Origin of the sequence: Pseudoxanthomonas mexicana (assembly GCF_001556105.1) — a bacterium.
In the GTDB taxonomy this organism is placed as follows: domain Bacteria; phylum Pseudomonadota; class Gammaproteobacteria; order Xanthomonadales; family Xanthomonadaceae; genus Pseudoxanthomonas_A; species Pseudoxanthomonas_A mexicana_A.
Genome location: NZ_LSIF01000079.1, coordinates 1 through 14,513, shown reverse-complemented (window position 1 = coordinate 14,513; position 14,513 = coordinate 1). Strand labels below are relative to the sequence as shown.

Genomic DNA, 14,513 nt, shown 5'->3' with positions numbered 1-14,513 from the left:
GGGCCCCTGGCTCCTGCGCCGACCGAGTGCGGCAACGGCATGGCATCGACACGCGGCATGACGGCGGGTCCGACCTGGTCGCCATGCCTCTGCGCCACCGGTTCCGCAACGCCCGTCGTAAACGACGGCCGAAGGCGGCTCAGAGCGCAAACACGCGCAGCGCCGCGTGCAGGCGCTTCAGGCCTTCGGCCATTTCCGCGTCGGTGATGTTGAGCGGCGGCACGAAACGCAGCACGTCGGGGCCGGCCTGCAGCATCAACAGGCCCTGCGCCGCCGCGAGATCCAGCACCTCGCCGGCGCGTCCGGCGTACTTCGGGTTGAGCACGGCACCCAGCATCAGTCCGCGGCCACGCACCTGCACGAACACGCCGAGTTCGGCGTTGATCGCATCGAGTCCCTTGCGCAGCGCCGCCGACTGGCGCGCCACGTTGTTGGCGATCTGCGACGAGGCCAGCTTGCGCAGCGCCACGCGGGCGACAGCGGCCGCCAGCGGATTACCGCCGAACGTGGTGCCGTGCGCGCCGAACTGCATCACCTCGGCCACCTTCGGCCCGGCCAGCATCGCACCGATCGGGAAGCCGCCGCCCAGCGCCTTCGCCAGCGTCACGATGTCCGGCACGGCACCATCCTGCCAATGCGCGAACAGCGTGCCGGTGCGGCCCATGCCGGCCTGGATCTCGTCCAGCACCAGCAGCGCACCATGGTGGTCGCACAGCGCGCGGACGGCGCTCAGGAACCCGGGGGCGGCCGGCATCACGCCGCCCTCGCCCTGTACGGGCTCCACCATCACCGCGGCGACGTCGCCGCAGGACATGGCGATCTCCAGCTGGGTCAGGTCGTTGAAGTCAACGTAGCGGAAGCCGGCCGGCAGCGGCTCGTAGCCTTCCTGGTACTTCGGCTGCGCAGTCGCGGTGACCGCCGCCAGCGTGCGGCCATGGAAGCTGCCGCGGAAGGTCACGATGACGCGCTGGTCCGGCGCGCGACCCTGCGAGGCGGCCCACTTGCGCACCAGCTTGATCGCGGCTTCGTTGGCTTCCGCACCGGAGTTGCACAGGAACACGCGCTCGGCGAAGCGAGACGCGATCACCAGTTCCTCGGCCAGGCGCAGCGGCGGCTCGCTGTAGAACACGTTGCTGGTGTGCCACAGCTTGCCCGCCTGTTCGGTCAGTGCGGCGACCAGGTCAGGATCGTTGTGGCCCAGTCCGCAGACGGCGATGCCGGCGGACAGGTCCAGGTATTCACGGCCTTCGCTGTCCCAGACGCGCGCACCCTGGCCGCGTTCGAGCACCACGTCGCGCGGACGGTAGACGGGCAGGTAATAGCGCTGTCCGTTGGCCAGCAGGTCGGTGGTCGTGGCGCTCATGGCGGCAGCTCGGCGACGGGAAGGGCCGCCATTGTCGCTGATCGCGCCGCCCGTGCCAGCAGGCGGCGCGGCGATGCGTCAGCCGGTGAACGCGATCTCGGCGGCCGGCAGTGCGCGGATGCCGACGCCGAAGCTGCGGATCGCCGGCAAGGTGGCGTTGTGGTGGGTGCGGATCTGCCGCGCGTCGGCATGCGCCTTGTCGTGCGTGGTGTGCGCGTCGGCGGCGAGTACCACGTGGTAGCCGTGCGCCGCGGCGCTGCGCGTGGTGGTGTCCACGCAGAATTCGGTGGCGTAGCCGCACAGCACCACGCCTTCCACGCCGCAGAACGACAGCACTTCGTCCAGCCCGGTCCGCAGGAAGGAATCCGGCGTGGTCTTGCGGATGCGGTGATCGCCCTCGGCGACCTGCAGCGCCGGGTGCAGTGCCCAGCCCGCCGATTGCGGCTCCAGGTCGCCCGCACGTTCGTGCTGCACCAGCACCACCGGCATGCCGGCCTCGCGCGCCTTCGCCGACAAGGCGTTGATGTGCGCGATCACCGCGTCGGCATCGGCCGGCGGTGGTTCGAACAGCCCATGCTGCACGTCGATCACGATCAGGGCGAGGTTCATCTGTCGGACTCCTTCGTTCTTGTGCCTTACCAGCTTCCCGTATTCGGCATCGAAAGCCAAGGTTCCTGCGGCGGCAACGCGGTGCCCTTCTGCAGCAGTTCGATCGAGATCAGGTCCGGCGTGCGCACGAACGCCATGCGTCCATCACGTGGCGGTCGATTGATGGTGATGCCCTGCGACTGCAGGTGCGAACACAGCGCGTAGATGTCGTCGACCTCGAAGGCGAGGTGGCCGAAGTTGCGCGCGCTGCCGTAATCCTCGGCCGGCGAGCCATCTTCCGGCGGCCAGTTGTACGTCAGTTCGACCTCGGCCTCGGGATTGACCGGCGCACCGTAGTACACCAGCGTGAAGCGGCCCTGCGGACTTTCCATGCGGCGGGTTTCGGCCAGGCCGAGGCCGTCGGTGAGGAAGCGGCCGGTGGCGTCCAGGTCGTGGACGCGGATCATCGAGTGCAGGTATTTCATGACAGGCTCGTCGTAGGGGAAGGAATGGCGTCAGGCGATGACGCGGCCAGTTGGCGGCGCACGTTGTCCGCCATCGCGTCCAATGCATCGCGCGACGACGGCACCGGCGGACCGTGCGGGTACAGGCCGAGCAGGCCGTCACCATGTCGCCTCGGTTGCACATGCAGGTGCACGTGCGGTACCTCTTGCCCACCGGCGTCGCCGTTGGACTGCCAGAGGTTCAATCCGGGCGGATCATCCGCTGCACGCAGCGCCCTCGCGATACGCACGGCCAGTTGCATCATCTCCGCGGCGGTATCGGGCGGCAGGTCGTAAATCGTCTCGATATGCGCACGCGGTACGACCAGTACGTGGCCCGGCACCGCCTGGCGCAGGTCCATGAAGGCGACCACGTGGGCGCTTTCCGCGACCCGGCTTGCGGGCGCCTGGCCTCGGACAATCTCGCAGAAGGGACAGCCGTCGCTCATGGCTCGAGGAAGAGATCCGGCAGCAGCGCCTGCGAGGCGTCCACGGCATACGGCGCGAAGTCGGCGACACCCGCCTCGCGCAACACGTCCTCGTCGATCAGGAAGTGGCCGTGGAAGCCGCGTGCGTCACGCACCAGCACCGCGTGCGCGGCGTCGGCGACGATCTCCGGCGTGCGGCAGCGCGGGATCTCGACGCCGGGGATCATGTTCAACGCGTCGGTGGCGACGATGGTGCGCGGCCACAGCGCATTGACGGCAATGCCCTGCGGGCCGAGTTCGCCCGCCAGTCCCAGCGTCACTAAGCTCATGCCCATCTTCGCCAGCGTGTAGCCGGTATGCGGCGCCCACCACTTTGGATCCAGCGACGGCGGCGGCGCCAGCGTCAGGATGTGCGGGTTCGCGGCCTGCTTCAGGTACGGCAGGCAAGCCTGGGCGCACAGGAAACTGCCGCGCGCATTGACCTGCTGCATCAGGTCGAAGCGCTTCATCGGTGTTTCCTGCACACCGGCCAGCCAGATGGCGCTGGCGTTGTTGACCAGGATGTCGATACCCCCGAACGCATCCGCGGTCGCGGCCATCGCGGCCCTCACCTCGTCCTCGTCGCGGATGTCGCACTTCAGCGCCAGCCCGCGGCCACCGGCGTCGTTGACGGCCTGCGCGGCGGTGTGGATGGTGCCGGGCAGTTTCGGATTCGGTACCGACGACTTGGCGGCGATCGCCACGTTGGCGCCGTCACGGGCCGCACGCAGGGCGATGGCCAGGCCGATGCCGCGCGAGGCACCGGTGATGAAGAGGGTCTTGCCGGCCAGCGAGGTCATGGCGTGCTCCGGAAAATGAGCGGGATGGATCGGGATGCGCTCATGGCTTCGGCCCCTGCCCTTCGTTGTCTTCCCACTTCAGCAGGCGGCGGGTGACGAAGCGGTACACCGGCTTGCCGGTGCGGAACCACAGGTCGCGCAGCCATGAGGTCCGCTTCAGCACGCGCCGCTCGACGGGCGTGATGGAGGCGGCGCAGTACATGCGCTTGTGCTTGAGCAGGTGGCGCAGGTCCTGCCGCGCCAGCAGGCGCATCCAGCGCGAGCGCGGATCGCCGCGCGTGGCGAGCTGGAAATCGATGATGGCCGGCCGGCCGTCGGCCAACACCAGCCAATTGGCTTCCTTGGCGAGGTCGTTGTGGGCGATGCCACGGCGATGCAGCTGTCGCAGCAACCGACGCGCGGCATGGAAGTACGCAAGATCGCCCCGCGGCGGACGCTGGTACATCGCCGCGCCTTCCATGTAGCTGCGGTCCAGCCGGCGGCCGGTCCAGTCCAGCAGTTGCGGTACGTCCGCCATGCCGGCGACCTGGCGCAGCGCCAGCGCTTCGCGACGCGCCAGCCACCACGCGGGCAGCCGCAGCCACAGCGGCACGTGCGCGAGGTCGCGGCGCACGAATGGCCCCTCCGGCCCTTGCATCAACGAGATGCGGCCGAAGCTGTCGGCCTTGAGTGCGGTGATTTCGGAGGGCGAGCGCAAGTCCACCGCGCCATTCTACTGCCATGTCCGGCAGGCACCGGTCATCTCGCGCCGCCTATAATCCGGCGATGGATTCTTCCTGGTTCAACAACCTGCTGGCCTGGATCAGCGCGCATCCCGTCGCGGCCGGTCTGGTGATCTTCGCCATCGCGTTCTGCGACGCGGTGATCATCCTCGGGGCCATCGTGCCGGCATTGCCGCTGCTGTTCGCGGTCGGCGTGCTGATCGGACTGGGCGAAATCTCCGGACCGTACGCGGTGGTCTGCGCCACGCTGGGCGCGCTGGTCGGCGACGCGACCAGTTACTGGGTCGGGCACCGCTGGGGCCAGCAGCTGCGTACGGTATGGCCATTCCGGAAGTACCCGCAACTGCTGGACCGCGGCGAACTGCTGTTCCGCCGCAATGCGTGGAAGAGCATCTTCATCGCGCGCTTCGTGGGTCCCATCCGGCCCTTCGTGCCAGCCGTCGCGGGCATCTCGCGCATGCCGCTGCGTCGCTACGTCGTGGCCAGCAGCGCGGCCTGCGTGGCGTGGGCCGCCGCGTTCCTGCTGCCCGGCTGGGTGCTGGGACACGCCTACGATGCGGTCGCCGCCGTGGCCGGCAGGCTGGCGCTGGTGCTGGGGCTGCTGGTGCTGGTGATCGCGCTGGCCTGGGCGCTGGTGCTGTACACCTACCGCTGGTTCGCCGCGCATGCGGATGCCTTGTTGGCTCGTGCACTGGCGTGGTCGCACGCGCACCCGGTGCTGGGGCGCTACACGGCGGCGGTCTTCGACCCGGCGCGACGCGAGTCCGTTCCGCTGGCGCTGCTCGCGATCCTGCTGCTGGCGATCGTGTGGGTGTGGTTCGCCTTCCTGGTCATCGTCATTGGCCACAGCGAACCGCTGGCCGCCGACCTGTGGGTCTACGAACTGATGCGTGCGCTGCGCAATCCGCTGGCGGACTATCCGCTCGCGGCGCTGGCTTCGCTCGGCGACGAACAGGTGCTTGCGCCGGCCTCGCTGCTGGTGCTGGTGTACCTGTGCTGGCGCAAGCGATGGATGGCGGCCGGGCATTGGCTGGCGGCGTTGGCCTTCGGCCTCGCGCTTACCGCCTGGCTCGGTGCCTCGGTCAACATTCCCAAGCCGCCCAGCGTCAGCAGCGGTTTCGGCTTCCCGTCCATCGCGGTGACGATGTCGACCATCACCTTCGGCTTCTTCGCCGTGCTGATCGCGCGCGAACTGCCGGGCCGGACGCGCGTCTGGCCATATCTGGTCTCGGGCATCGTGGTGGCGCTGATCGGCTTCGCACGCATCTATCTGGGCGCGCACTGGCTGAGCGACGTGATCGGTGGCATGTTGTTCGGCCTGGTCTGGCTGCTCGTGCTGGGCATCGCGTACCGCCGCCGCATGGTGCGCTCGTTCTGGATCAAGCCGATCGCGTGGCTGTTCTACGGCAGCTTCGTGCTGGCCGGCCTATGGCATGCACCGCGCAATGTGGAGCGCATGCTGGCGCAGTTCCAGGCACCGGTGATCGAACGCACCGTCGCCTTGCAGGACTGGTGGAGCGAGGGGTGGCAATCACTGCCTGCGCGCCGCAACGAATTCGACGACGAACAGCGCTGGCCGCTGGACGTGCAGGTCGCGGGTCCGCTCGCGCCACTGAAAGCGACGCTGTCGGCCGCCGGCTGGCGCGAACAACCGCAGGCAGGGTGGGAAGAAACCCTGAACCTGCTGGACAGCGACCTGCCCGATGACGAACAGCCCGTGTTGCCGGCGACACTGGACACGCGCGCGGAAAGCCTGCTGATGCTGCGCAAGGGCGACCAGCCGGGCGAGGTCTACGTGCTGCGCCTGTGGCCGGCCGATACGCGGCTGCAGCCCGGCGACGTGCCGTTGTGGATCGGCAGCGCGCAGGTGCTGCAGCAGCAGCGCGCGTTCAACCTGGTCCGCATGTGGCGCCCGCTGCGCGAGGCGCGCACCGCGCTGGATGCCGTGACGAAGACCACCTCCGGGCTTGATCACGCGATCGCACCGCACCCGGATTCCGGCTTGCCGGTCCTCCGCTTGCGCACGCAGGCGGTCGACGCGCCGCGCTGAGTGCGGGGATCAGTCGATCCACTCCAGCAGGCGCTGCAGGCGTGCGTTGACGTCGTCTTCCTGAAGCAGCGACACGCGCTGCTGCGGCGTGATCGGCAGCAGCTGCGCCAACCGCCATCCCACCCAGCCCGCATGCTCGAACACCCGTGCAGGCAGCTTGCTGACGTCGGTGCCCACTTTTTCCATCATGGTCTGCAGCAGCGTGCCGAGCAACGCATGCTCGGGCAGGATCTCGAAGTCCTCGTCCGAACACCGCCACTCCACGTCCGCCATGACCAGCCCGTTGTCGCGCACCCGGGTGCGGACCACGTGGAAGCGCCGGTGGCCGCGCACGCGCAACGACAGCAGGCCGTCGTCGCCCATGTCGAAGTTCTCGATCCTCGCTTCGACGCCGTAGGCCGCCGGCGTGGCGGGTGCGCCGGCTTCGTTGCCGTCCAGGATCAGGCAGACACCGAAGCCGCTCTCCGCACGACTGCAATCGCGCACCAGATCGAGGTAGCGCCGCTCGAAGATGCGCAGGTCCATCGCGGCGCCGGGCAGCAGCACCTTGTCCAGCGGAAACAACGGCAGCAATTCGTGCGTCATGCCCGCCTGCTCAACCCTGCAGGGCCGCCAGGAAGCGGCGCGGCGCGCCATCGAAGCCGCCGTTGGACATGAACACCACGTGGTCGCCCGGGCGCGCCTGCGCCTTCAGCGCGGCGATCAGCGCGTCGGTATCGGGCACGGTACGCGCATCACCGCGGATCGCGGCCACGACCTTGCCCGCGTCCCATGCCAGTTCGGGACGGTGCAGGAACACCACGCCATCGGCGATGTCGAGCGACGGCGCCAGCGCATCCGCATGCGCGCCGGAACGCATCGAATTGCTGCGCGGCTCCATCGCCACGACGATGCGCGCCTCGCCGACGCGGGCGCGCAGGCCTTCCAGCGTGGTGTGGATGGCGGTGGGGTGATGGGCGAAGTCGTCGTAGACGGTGATGCCGTCGTGCTGGCCGATCACTTCCAGCCGTCGCTTCACGCTGCGGAACGCCGCCAAGGCCGGCAGCACCGTGGTGACGTCCACGCCGACCGCATTGCAGGCGGCCAAGGCGGCGAGTCCGTTCAGTACGTTGTGGCGGCCCAGCATCGGCCAGTGCACTTCACCGATCTCGGTGCCGTGGTGACGCACCGCGAAGGCACTGCCGTCGTCGCGGATCAGGCGCGCACTCCATTCCAGCGACGCGTCGAAGCCGAAGCGTTCGACCGGCGTCCAGCAGCCCATCGCCAGCACCTCGGCCAAGCGCGCATCCTCGCCGTTGACGATCAGGCGCCCGCGACGCGGCACGGTACGGACCAGATGGTGGAACTGACGCTGGATCGCGGCCACGTCCGGGAAGATGTCGGCGTGGTCGTATTCCAGGTTGTTGAGGATCGCGACCAGCGGCCGGTAGTGGACGAACTTGCTGCGCTTGTCGAAGAACGCGGTGTCGTACTCGTCCGCCTCGACGACGAACTCGCGTCCACCGCCGATGCGCGCGGACGCGCCGAAATCCTCGGCCACGCCGCCGATCAGGAAACCCGGCGACCGGCCCGCCGCATCCAGCAGGTAGGTCAGGATGGTGGTCGTGGTGGTCTTGCCATGCGTGCCGGCGACGGCCAGCGTGTCGCGGCCGGGAAGCACGCGTTCGGACAGCCACTGCGCACCGGAGATGTAGCGGCGGCCCTGGTCGAGCACCGCTTCCACGGCGGGGTTGCCGCGCGACAATGCGTTGCCGATGACGATCTCGTCGCAGTCCGGCGCGATGTTCTGCGGCTGGTAACCCTGCGCCAGCGCGATGCCGAGCGTCTCCAGCTGGGTCGACATGGGCGGGTAGATGGCCTGGTCGCTGCCTTCGACGGTGTGGCCAAGTTCGCGGGCCAGGGCGGCGACGCCGCCCATGAACGTCCCGGCGATGCCGAGGATATGGATCTTCAAGACTGCTCTTCCCGAATGAGTCCGCGAACTTTAGCCGAGCACGCCGGCTTAGGCACACGGCAAGCCGTAGCATCCCGCCCGGCGATCAACGTCATCCCGCCCCTGAAACGCAGAAGCCCCGCTCGGGCGGGGCTTCCGGACTCACGTGCTGCGCGGAACGGGATTCAGCCCACTTCCTTCGCCGGCGCCAGCGCCTCGGTGATGCGGGTGAACACCTCGTCCAGCGAACCGACGCCGTCGACGACGGTCAGTTCGCCCTGCTGGCGATAGAAGTCAATGACCGGCGCGGTCTGGTCGGTGTAGATCTGCAGGCGTTTGCGCACCGATTCCGGATTGTCGTCAGCACGGCCCTCGGCCTTGGCGCGGCCGGCGATGCGCTCGACCAGCAGCTCGGTCGCCACGTCCAGCTGCACGGCGAAGTCGAACTTCTGCCCCAGCCTGGCCAGCAGTTGGCCGAGTGCGGCGGCCTGCACCAGGTTGCGCGGGTAACCGTCGAGGATGAAGCCGGCCTTGGTGTCGTCGCGGGAGAAGCGGTCTTCCAGCATGCCGAGCAGGATGTCGTCGCTGACCAGCTCGCCACGCGCCATCACTTCCTTCGCCTGCAGGCCGAGCGGACTGCCGGCGGCGACTTCCGCGCGCAGCAGGTCGCCGGTGGAGATGTGCGGTACCTGCAGGTAGTCCTTCAGGCGCGCTGCCTGGGTGCCCTTGCCCGACCCGGGTGGGCCCAGTAGAACCAATCGCATGCTGTAACTCCCGAAACTGGAATTCTGCGGGCGGTGAGTTGCATCGGGCGCCAGGCGCCGCGCTGCACCGCGTCATCTGTGTGAAGCTTACCGCATCCCCGCACCCCGGAACGAACCCCACATGGCCGCAGGCACCCTACTTTATGCGCAGTCCGGCGGCGTCACCGCCGTCATCAATGCCTCCGCGTCGGCCGTCATCACCGAAGCGCGTGCCCGGAAAATCAAGGTCTTGGCGGCGCGCAACGGCATCCTCGGCGCGCTGCGCGAGGACCTGATCGACACCAGCAAGGAGTCGGCCGCCGCCATCCGCGCCCTGGCGCACACACCCGGGGGCGCCTTCGGCAGCTGCCGCTTCAAGCTGAAATCGCTGGAGGCCGACGGCGCCAAGTACGAGCGCCTGCTGGCCGTGCTGAAGGCGCACGACGTGCGCTACTTCCTCTACAACGGCGGCAACGATTCGGCCGACACGGCCTGGAAGGTGTCGCAGCTGGCGCAGGCGTTCGACTACCCGCTGACCTGCATCGGCGTGCCGAAGACGGTCGACAACGACCTGGCCATCACCGACACCTGCCCCGGCTTCGGTTCTGCCGCCAAGTACACGGCCGTCTCCGTGCGCGAGGCCGCGCTGGACGTGGCCGCGATGGCGGAGACGTCCACCAAGGTGTTCGTCTACGAGGCCATGGGCCGGCATGCCGGCTGGCTGGCGGCCGCCGCCGGCCTGGCCGGACAGACGCGCGACGAAGCGCCGCACCTGATCCTGTTCCCCGAGCGCCCGTACGACGAAACCGATTTCCTCGCCCAGGTGAAGAAGACGGTGGAGCGCGTGGGCTGGTGCGTGGTGGTGGCCAGCGAAGGCATCCAGTACGCCGACGGCCGTTTCGTCGCCGATGCCGGCGGCGGCAAGGATTCGTTCGGCCACACGCAACTCGGCGGCGTGGCCTCGTATCTCGCCGGTCGCGTGAAAGACCAGCTCGGGCTGAAAGTGCACTGGACCCTGCCCGACTACCTGCAGCGCTCAGCTCGCCACATCGCCTCGAAGACCGACTGGGAACAGGCGCAGGCCGCCGGCAAGGCCGCGGTGCAGTTTGCACTCAAGGGCCAGAACGCGGTGATGCCGGTGATCAAGCGCACCTCCGACACGCCGTACCGCTGGAAGATCGAGGCCGCGCCGCTGTCGAAGGTTGCCAACCACGAGAAGAAATTCCCGCCGAGCTTCATCCGCAAGGACGGCTACGGCATCACCGACAAGGCGCGCACCTACCTGCAGCCGCTGATCCGCGGCGAGGCCTATCCGCCCTACGGTACCGATGGCCTGCCGAAGTACGTCGCACTGAAGAACGTGGCGGTGAAGAAGAAGCTCCCGAAGTGGGAAGGCTGATCGCGGGTTGACCCTGCGCCCCGCCATCCAAACGGCAGGATGACTTCAGACACCATCGCGGCGCCTAGGGCGATGCTAGCGTGGAAGCACGCCACGCCATCCGAGGTTCCCATGTTCCGCAAGGTTCTCATCGGCATGTTCGCCGTCGCCATCGGACTTGCCGTCGCGGGTGCCGGCTATCGCTTTGGCCAGTACCTGGCGCAGAAGGACGCGCCCGTCGAGGCGAGGGCCGCCACTGCCGCCTAAACCTGCAGGCGGGGCCGACCACGGGATAGGCTTGCGCGATGGACAGCCTGCTCGCCGAACTCACCGCGCTGGAAACCGAACTCCACCACCCGGGCGCGATCTGCACGCGTGAGCGGCTGGAGCGCCTGCTGCATCCCGACTTCCATGAAGTCGGCCGTTCGGGTGCGCGCTACGACCGACAGACCGTCATCGACTTCCTGGCCTCACGCGACCGCCTGCCGGCGGTGATCGCGCGGGATCATCGCGTCGAACCGCTGGCGTCGGATATCGCCTTGCTGCATTTCCGCTCGCACGAAGTCGCACCCGATGGCACGCCCTTCCACGCCGCGCTGCGCGTGTCGGTCTGGCGCCGGACCGCACGGGGCTGGCAGTTGTCGTATCACCAGGGCACCCCTGCGGCTTCCTAACGGCAAGCCTTGCCTTCCACCTCGAGCTTCGCGGCGAACAGCGTCAACGACGGTGCCTGCGCAGCCGCGCCCGCCTGCTGCTTCGCGTCCTGAAGATAGATGCGTGATTGGCCTTGGCCATCGAGGGGCGGCGGCGCGGCGCTACCCGGTTTGCGCCAGACGCGCACGACGGCCTGTTGCGACGGGCACGCCGCGTTCGGCACGCGGATCACGTCATTGAGCTTCCAGCCCGCGGCGATGGATGGCTTCGCCTTGTCGAAGTCGACGAAGCGCGCACGCGGCTGGCACTGCGGACTGGTGCGCACCGGTGCGTAGCGATACGGCTGCGCGGCATCGCCAGTGAAGGCGCCTTCCAGGCGCGCGCAGGCCTCGGGAATCTGCCGCAGCGTGTGCACGGTGCCGACGGCCTGCGGCGCGCCCGCCGGGCGCTGGATCTCCGGCGCGGGATCGGCCGCGCGCGATGGCGAGGCCGCCAGCAGGCACGCGACAAGCAACGGAAGTGCGACGGTCTGACGCATGGCAACTCCTTGAAACGGATACGAAAACACGAGCAGGGCGGCAAGGCTGGCACGGAATGCCTGAACCAGCCCGTCACCGCTGGCGGCCCGCAACGCATCCGGTCATACTCGGGCCAGCTCCAGGGATGTCTGAACAAGGGTTTCGTGCTGCAGTCCATCGCAGCGGTCGAGTGCGCTCAATCGTTCAACAGGCTCCACCGGGATTGGGTTGCGTGTTCATGCTTTCTGCTGGACGACATCCATCAACCTTGGGAGGGGTCATGCTGGAACAACACGGTTTGACGCTGGCGCTGATCTGCGCCGGCGTGGCGATCATCTACGGCGTGGTGGCTGCACGCTGGATCCTGAAACAACCCGCGGGCAACGCCCGCATGCAGGAAATCGCGGCGGCCGTGCAGGAAGGCGCCAGCGCCTACCTCAACCGCCAGTACACCACCATCGGCATCGCCGGCGCCGTGCTGCTCGTGCTGATCGGCTTCTTCGTTTCGTGGCCCAGCGCCATCGGCTTCCTGATCGGCGCGGTGCTGTCCGGCGCCGCCGGCTACATCGGCATGAACGTCTCGGTCCGTGCCAACGTGCGCACCGCCGAAGCCGCCAGCAAGGGCATGAGCGCGGCGATGGACGTCGCCTTCAAGGGCGGCGCCATCACCGGCATGCTGGTCGTGGGCCTCGGCTTGCTCGGCGTGGTCGGCTACTACGCGGTGCTCCACCTGCACATGGGCTACACGCAGGCCGAAGCGCTGCATGCACTGGTCGGCCTGGCGTTCGGCTCCTCGCTGATCTCGATCTTCGCGCGTCTGGGTGGCGGCATCTTCACCAAGGGCGCCGACGTCGGCGCGGACCTGGTGGGCAAGGTCGAAGCCGGCATTCCCGAAGACGACCCGCGCAACCCAGCAGTGATCGCCGACAACGTGGGCGACAACGTCGGCGACTGCGCCGGCATGGCCGCCGACCTGTTCGAGACCTATGCCGTCACCATCATCGCGACCATGCTGCTCGGCAGCCTGATGATCGCGCAGGCGGGCGAGCATGCGGTGCTCTATCCGCTGGTGCTGGGCGGCGTGTCGATCATCGCCTCGATCATCGGTGCGATGTTCGTCAAGGTGAAGGCCGGCGGCTCGATCATGGGCGCGCTGTACAAGGGCGTGATCGTGTCGGGCGTGCTGGCCGCCATCGCGTTCTATCCGATCACCACGCAGCTGATGGCCGACTCGTCGTACGGCGCGATGAACCTGTACTTCTGCGCCCTGGTCGGCCTGGTGCTGACCGGCGTGATCGTGTGGATCACCGAGTACTACACGGGCACGCAGTACGCACCGGTCAAGCATGTCGCGGCCGCATCGACCACCGGCCACGGCACCAACATCATCGCCGGCCTCGGCGTGTCGATGCGTTCGACCGCGTGGCCAGTGGTGGCGGTGTGCATCGCGATCCTCGGTGCGTACGCACTCGGCGGCCTGTACGGCATCGCCATCGCCGCGACGGCGATGCTGTCGATGGCGGGCATGATCGTGGCGCTGGACGCGTACGGCCCGATCACCGACAACGCCGGTGGCATCGCGGAGATGGCGGAACTGCCGCCGGAGATCCGCAACATCACCGATCCGCTGGACGCCGTCGGCAACACCACCAAGGCGGTGACCAAGGGCTACGCGATCGGTTCCGCTGCGCTGGCGGCGCTGGTGTTGTTCGCCGACTACACGCACAACCTGCAGACCGCGCATCCGGGCACGGTGTTCACCTTCGACCTGTCGAACCACCTGGTGATCGTCGGCCTGCTGATCGGCGGCCTGATCCCGTACCTGTTCGGCGCGATGGCGATGGAAGCCGTCGGCCGTGCCGCGGGCAGCGTGGTGGAAGAAGTGCGCCGGCAGTTCCGCGAGATCCCCGGGATCATGGCGGGCACCGCCAAGCCGGACTACAGCAAGGCCGTCGACATGCTGACCAAGTCGGCGATCAAGGAAATGATCGTGCCGTCGCTGCTGCCGGTGATCGTCCCGATCATCGTCGGCCTGCTGCTCGGCCCGCAGGCGCTGGGCGGCCTGCTGATCGGCACCATCGTGACGGGTTTGTTCGTCGCCATCTCGATGACCACCGGCGGCGGTGCGTGGGACAACGCCAAGAAGTACATCGAGGACGGCCACCACGGCGGCAAGGGCAGTGAAGCGCACAAGGCCGCGGTCACCGGCGACACCGTTGGCGATCCCTACAAGGACACGGCCGGCCCGGCGATCAACCCGCTGATCAAGATCATCAACATCGTCGCCCTGCTGCTGGTGCCGGTGCTGCCGGTCAATGGCTGGCTGGGCAGCGCCACGTCGTCGGAGGTGGCTGCGCACGGCGCACCGATGTCGGGCAGCGAAGTGGTGGACGGGCGCAGCGCGCGCATCCTGTTCGACAGTGGTTCGGCGGTGGTGCCCTCGGATACCAGCGTGCGCCTGGCCGGCGTGCTGGGCACATTGAGTGCCGATCCCGACGTGCGCGTGCGCGTCTCCGGCTTCCACGATGCCAGCGGTGATGCGGCGGCGAACGAAGCCCTCGCGAAGCAGCGTGCCGAGGCGATCCAGCAGTGGCTGGTGGTGAACGGCATCGCAGCCGAGCGCATCGCGCTGGACAAACCGGCGCAGACCACCGGCAGCGGCGATGCCGACGAAGCGCGGCGTGTGGACGTGCTGGTGGAATAGCCGTAGCGGCATGACGTAGAAAAAGGGCGGCCATCTGAACTGACCCCCGGAAGTTGGACACCCATCCAGCCTTCGGAGGTTTTTCATGGC

At 68.3% G+C, this 14,513-nt stretch carries 15 protein-coding genes and 1 pseudogene; 6 read left to right on the top strand and 10 right to left on the bottom strand.

Annotated features, from left to right (window positions below; translation table 11 throughout):
• Positions 1 to 139: 139 nt before the first annotated feature.
• From AX730_RS13875 to AX730_RS13850, 6 genes are all read right to left on the bottom strand, one after another.
• Positions 140 to 1,363 (bottom strand): acetylornithine transaminase, encoded by a 1,224-nt coding sequence (locus AX730_RS13875; protein WP_062357488.1) that lies wholly within the window; start codon positions 1,361 to 1,363, stop codon positions 140 to 142.
• Between the two features lie 78 nt (positions 1,364 to 1,441).
• Positions 1,442 to 1,972, bottom strand: a complete 531-nt coding sequence (locus AX730_RS13870; RefSeq protein WP_062357487.1) for a cysteine hydrolase family protein — start codon at positions 1,970 to 1,972, stop codon at positions 1,442 to 1,444.
• Between the two features lie 26 nt (positions 1,973 to 1,998).
• The gene (locus AX730_RS13865) at positions 1,999 to 2,436 is read right to left on the bottom strand and encodes a VOC family protein (RefSeq protein WP_062357485.1); all 438 of its coding nucleotides are present in this window, start codon (positions 2,434 to 2,436) and stop codon (positions 1,999 to 2,001) included.
• Positions 2,433 to 2,903 (bottom strand): HIT family protein, encoded by a 471-nt coding sequence (locus tag AX730_RS13860; protein ID WP_062357483.1) that lies wholly within the window; start codon positions 2,901 to 2,903, stop codon positions 2,433 to 2,435. Before AX730_RS13860 ends, AX730_RS13865 begins: the two co-directional genes overlap by 4 nt.
• Positions 2,900 to 3,721 carry an SDR family oxidoreductase gene (locus AX730_RS13855; RefSeq protein ID WP_062357482.1) on the bottom strand — a complete coding sequence of 274 codons (822 nt, stop codon included), beginning with the start codon at positions 3,719 to 3,721 and terminating at the stop codon, positions 2,900 to 2,902. The genes AX730_RS13860 and AX730_RS13855 overlap by 4 nt, the downstream gene beginning before the upstream one ends.
• Before the next feature lie 40 nt (positions 3,722 to 3,761).
• A complete protein-coding gene (locus AX730_RS13850) occupies positions 3,762 to 4,358 on the bottom strand; it encodes a protein kinase family protein (RefSeq protein WP_232310268.1) in 597 nt (198 codons plus the stop codon).
• Positions 4,359 to 4,486: 128 nt separating this feature from the next.
• On the opposite strand from AX730_RS13850, the gene AX730_RS13845 reads away from it, so the two are divergent.
• Entirely contained in the window at positions 4,487 to 6,493 is a 2,007-nt protein-coding gene (locus tag AX730_RS13845; protein WP_062357480.1) for a bifunctional DedA family/phosphatase PAP2 family protein, read from the top strand.
• 9 nt (positions 6,494 to 6,502) lie between these two features.
• On the opposite strand, the gene AX730_RS13840 is transcribed toward AX730_RS13845, so the two are convergent.
• From AX730_RS13840 to AX730_RS13830, 3 genes are all read right to left on the bottom strand, one after another.
• Positions 6,503 to 7,078, bottom strand: coding sequence for an LON peptidase substrate-binding domain-containing protein (locus tag AX730_RS13840; protein ID WP_062357478.1), 576 nt, complete (start codon positions 7,076 to 7,078; stop codon positions 6,503 to 6,505).
• A gap of 10 nt (positions 7,079 to 7,088) precedes the next feature.
• A complete protein-coding gene (gene mpl, locus AX730_RS13835) occupies positions 7,089 to 8,447 on the bottom strand; it encodes a UDP-N-acetylmuramate:L-alanyl-gamma-D-glutamyl-meso-diaminopimelate ligase (protein ID WP_269747002.1) in 1,359 nt (452 codons plus the stop codon).
• Positions 8,448 to 8,611: 164 nt separating this feature from the next.
• Positions 8,612 to 9,190, bottom strand: a complete 579-nt coding sequence (locus tag AX730_RS13830) for an adenylate kinase (RefSeq protein WP_062357477.1) — start codon at positions 9,188 to 9,190, stop codon at positions 8,612 to 8,614.
• A 121-nt stretch (positions 9,191 to 9,311) separates the two neighbouring features.
• Between AX730_RS13830 and AX730_RS13825 the strand changes: the two genes are divergently transcribed.
• From AX730_RS13825 to AX730_RS13815, 3 genes are all read left to right on the top strand, one after another.
• Positions 9,312 to 10,568: a 6-phosphofructokinase gene (locus AX730_RS13825; protein ID WP_062357475.1), complete on the top strand. Its 1,257-nt coding sequence runs from the start codon at positions 9,312 to 9,314 to the stop codon at positions 10,566 to 10,568.
• A 111-nt stretch (positions 10,569 to 10,679) separates the two neighbouring features.
• On the top strand, positions 10,680 to 10,814 hold the full coding sequence (locus AX730_RS19500) for a hypothetical protein (RefSeq protein WP_269747001.1): 135 nt from the start codon (positions 10,680 to 10,682) through the stop codon (positions 10,812 to 10,814).
• Between the two features lie 38 nt (positions 10,815 to 10,852).
• The gene (locus tag AX730_RS13815) at positions 10,853 to 11,221 is read left to right on the top strand and encodes a nuclear transport factor 2 family protein (RefSeq protein WP_062357472.1); all 369 of its coding nucleotides are present in this window, start codon (positions 10,853 to 10,855) and stop codon (positions 11,219 to 11,221) included.
• Here the strand turns inward: AX730_RS13815 and AX730_RS13810 are convergent.
• Positions 11,218 to 11,739, bottom strand: coding sequence for a hypothetical protein (locus AX730_RS13810; RefSeq protein ID WP_062357471.1), 522 nt, complete (start codon positions 11,737 to 11,739; stop codon positions 11,218 to 11,220). The two genes, AX730_RS13815 and AX730_RS13810, sit on opposite strands and share 4 nt — an antisense overlap.
• Before the next feature lie 260 nt (positions 11,740 to 11,999).
• Between AX730_RS13810 and AX730_RS13805 the strand changes: the two are divergent.
• Both AX730_RS13805 and AX730_RS19415 read left to right on the top strand, forming a co-directional pair.
• Positions 12,000 to 14,027, top strand: a pseudogene (locus AX730_RS13805) (sodium-translocating pyrophosphatase); the annotation flags it as partial.
• A gap of 60 nt (positions 14,028 to 14,087) precedes the next feature.
• On the top strand, positions 14,088 to 14,423 hold the full coding sequence (locus AX730_RS19415) for an OmpA family protein (protein ID WP_232310267.1): 336 nt from the start codon (positions 14,088 to 14,090) through the stop codon (positions 14,421 to 14,423).
• Positions 14,424 to 14,513 lie beyond the last annotated feature (90 nt).

What these genes read in the sequence shown, in the direction of transcription:
- AX730_RS13875 (WP_062357488.1), bottom strand. Translation starts at nt 1,363, where the DNA reads ATGAGCGCCACGACCACCGACCTGCTGGCCAACGGACAGCGCTATTAC.
- AX730_RS13870 (WP_062357487.1), bottom strand. Translation starts at nt 1,972, where the DNA reads ATGAACCTCGCCCTGATCGTGATCGACGTGCAGCATGGGCTGTTCGAA.
- AX730_RS13865 (WP_062357485.1), bottom strand. Translation starts at nt 2,436, where the DNA reads ATGAAATACCTGCACTCGATGATCCGCGTCCACGACCTGGACGCCACC.
- AX730_RS13860 (WP_062357483.1), bottom strand. Translation starts at nt 2,903, where the DNA reads ATGAGCGACGGCTGTCCCTTCTGCGAGATTGTCCGAGGCCAGGCGCCC.
- AX730_RS13855 (WP_062357482.1), bottom strand. Translation starts at nt 3,721, where the DNA reads ATGACCTCGCTGGCCGGCAAGACCCTCTTCATCACCGGTGCCTCGCGC.
- AX730_RS13850 (WP_232310268.1), bottom strand. Translation starts at nt 4,358, where the DNA reads ATGCAAGGGCCGGAGGGGCCATTCGTGCGCCGCGACCTCGCGCACGTG.
- AX730_RS13845 (WP_062357480.1), top strand. Translation starts at nt 4,487, where the DNA reads ATGGATTCTTCCTGGTTCAACAACCTGCTGGCCTGGATCAGCGCGCAT.
- AX730_RS13840 (WP_062357478.1), bottom strand. Translation starts at nt 7,078, where the DNA reads ATGACGCACGAATTGCTGCCGTTGTTTCCGCTGGACAAGGTGCTGCTG.
- AX730_RS13830 (WP_062357477.1), bottom strand. Translation starts at nt 9,190, where the DNA reads ATGCGATTGGTTCTACTGGGCCCACCCGGGTCGGGCAAGGGCACCCAG.
- AX730_RS13825 (WP_062357475.1), top strand. Translation starts at nt 9,312, where the DNA reads ATGGCCGCAGGCACCCTACTTTATGCGCAGTCCGGCGGCGTCACCGCC.
- AX730_RS19500 (WP_269747001.1), top strand. Translation starts at nt 10,680, where the DNA reads ATGTTCCGCAAGGTTCTCATCGGCATGTTCGCCGTCGCCATCGGACTT.
- AX730_RS13815 (WP_062357472.1), top strand. Translation starts at nt 10,853, where the DNA reads ATGGACAGCCTGCTCGCCGAACTCACCGCGCTGGAAACCGAACTCCAC.
- AX730_RS13810 (WP_062357471.1), bottom strand. Translation starts at nt 11,739, where the DNA reads ATGCGTCAGACCGTCGCACTTCCGTTGCTTGTCGCGTGCCTGCTGGCG.
- AX730_RS19415 (WP_232310267.1), top strand. Translation starts at nt 14,088, where the DNA reads ATGTCGGGCAGCGAAGTGGTGGACGGGCGCAGCGCGCGCATCCTGTTC.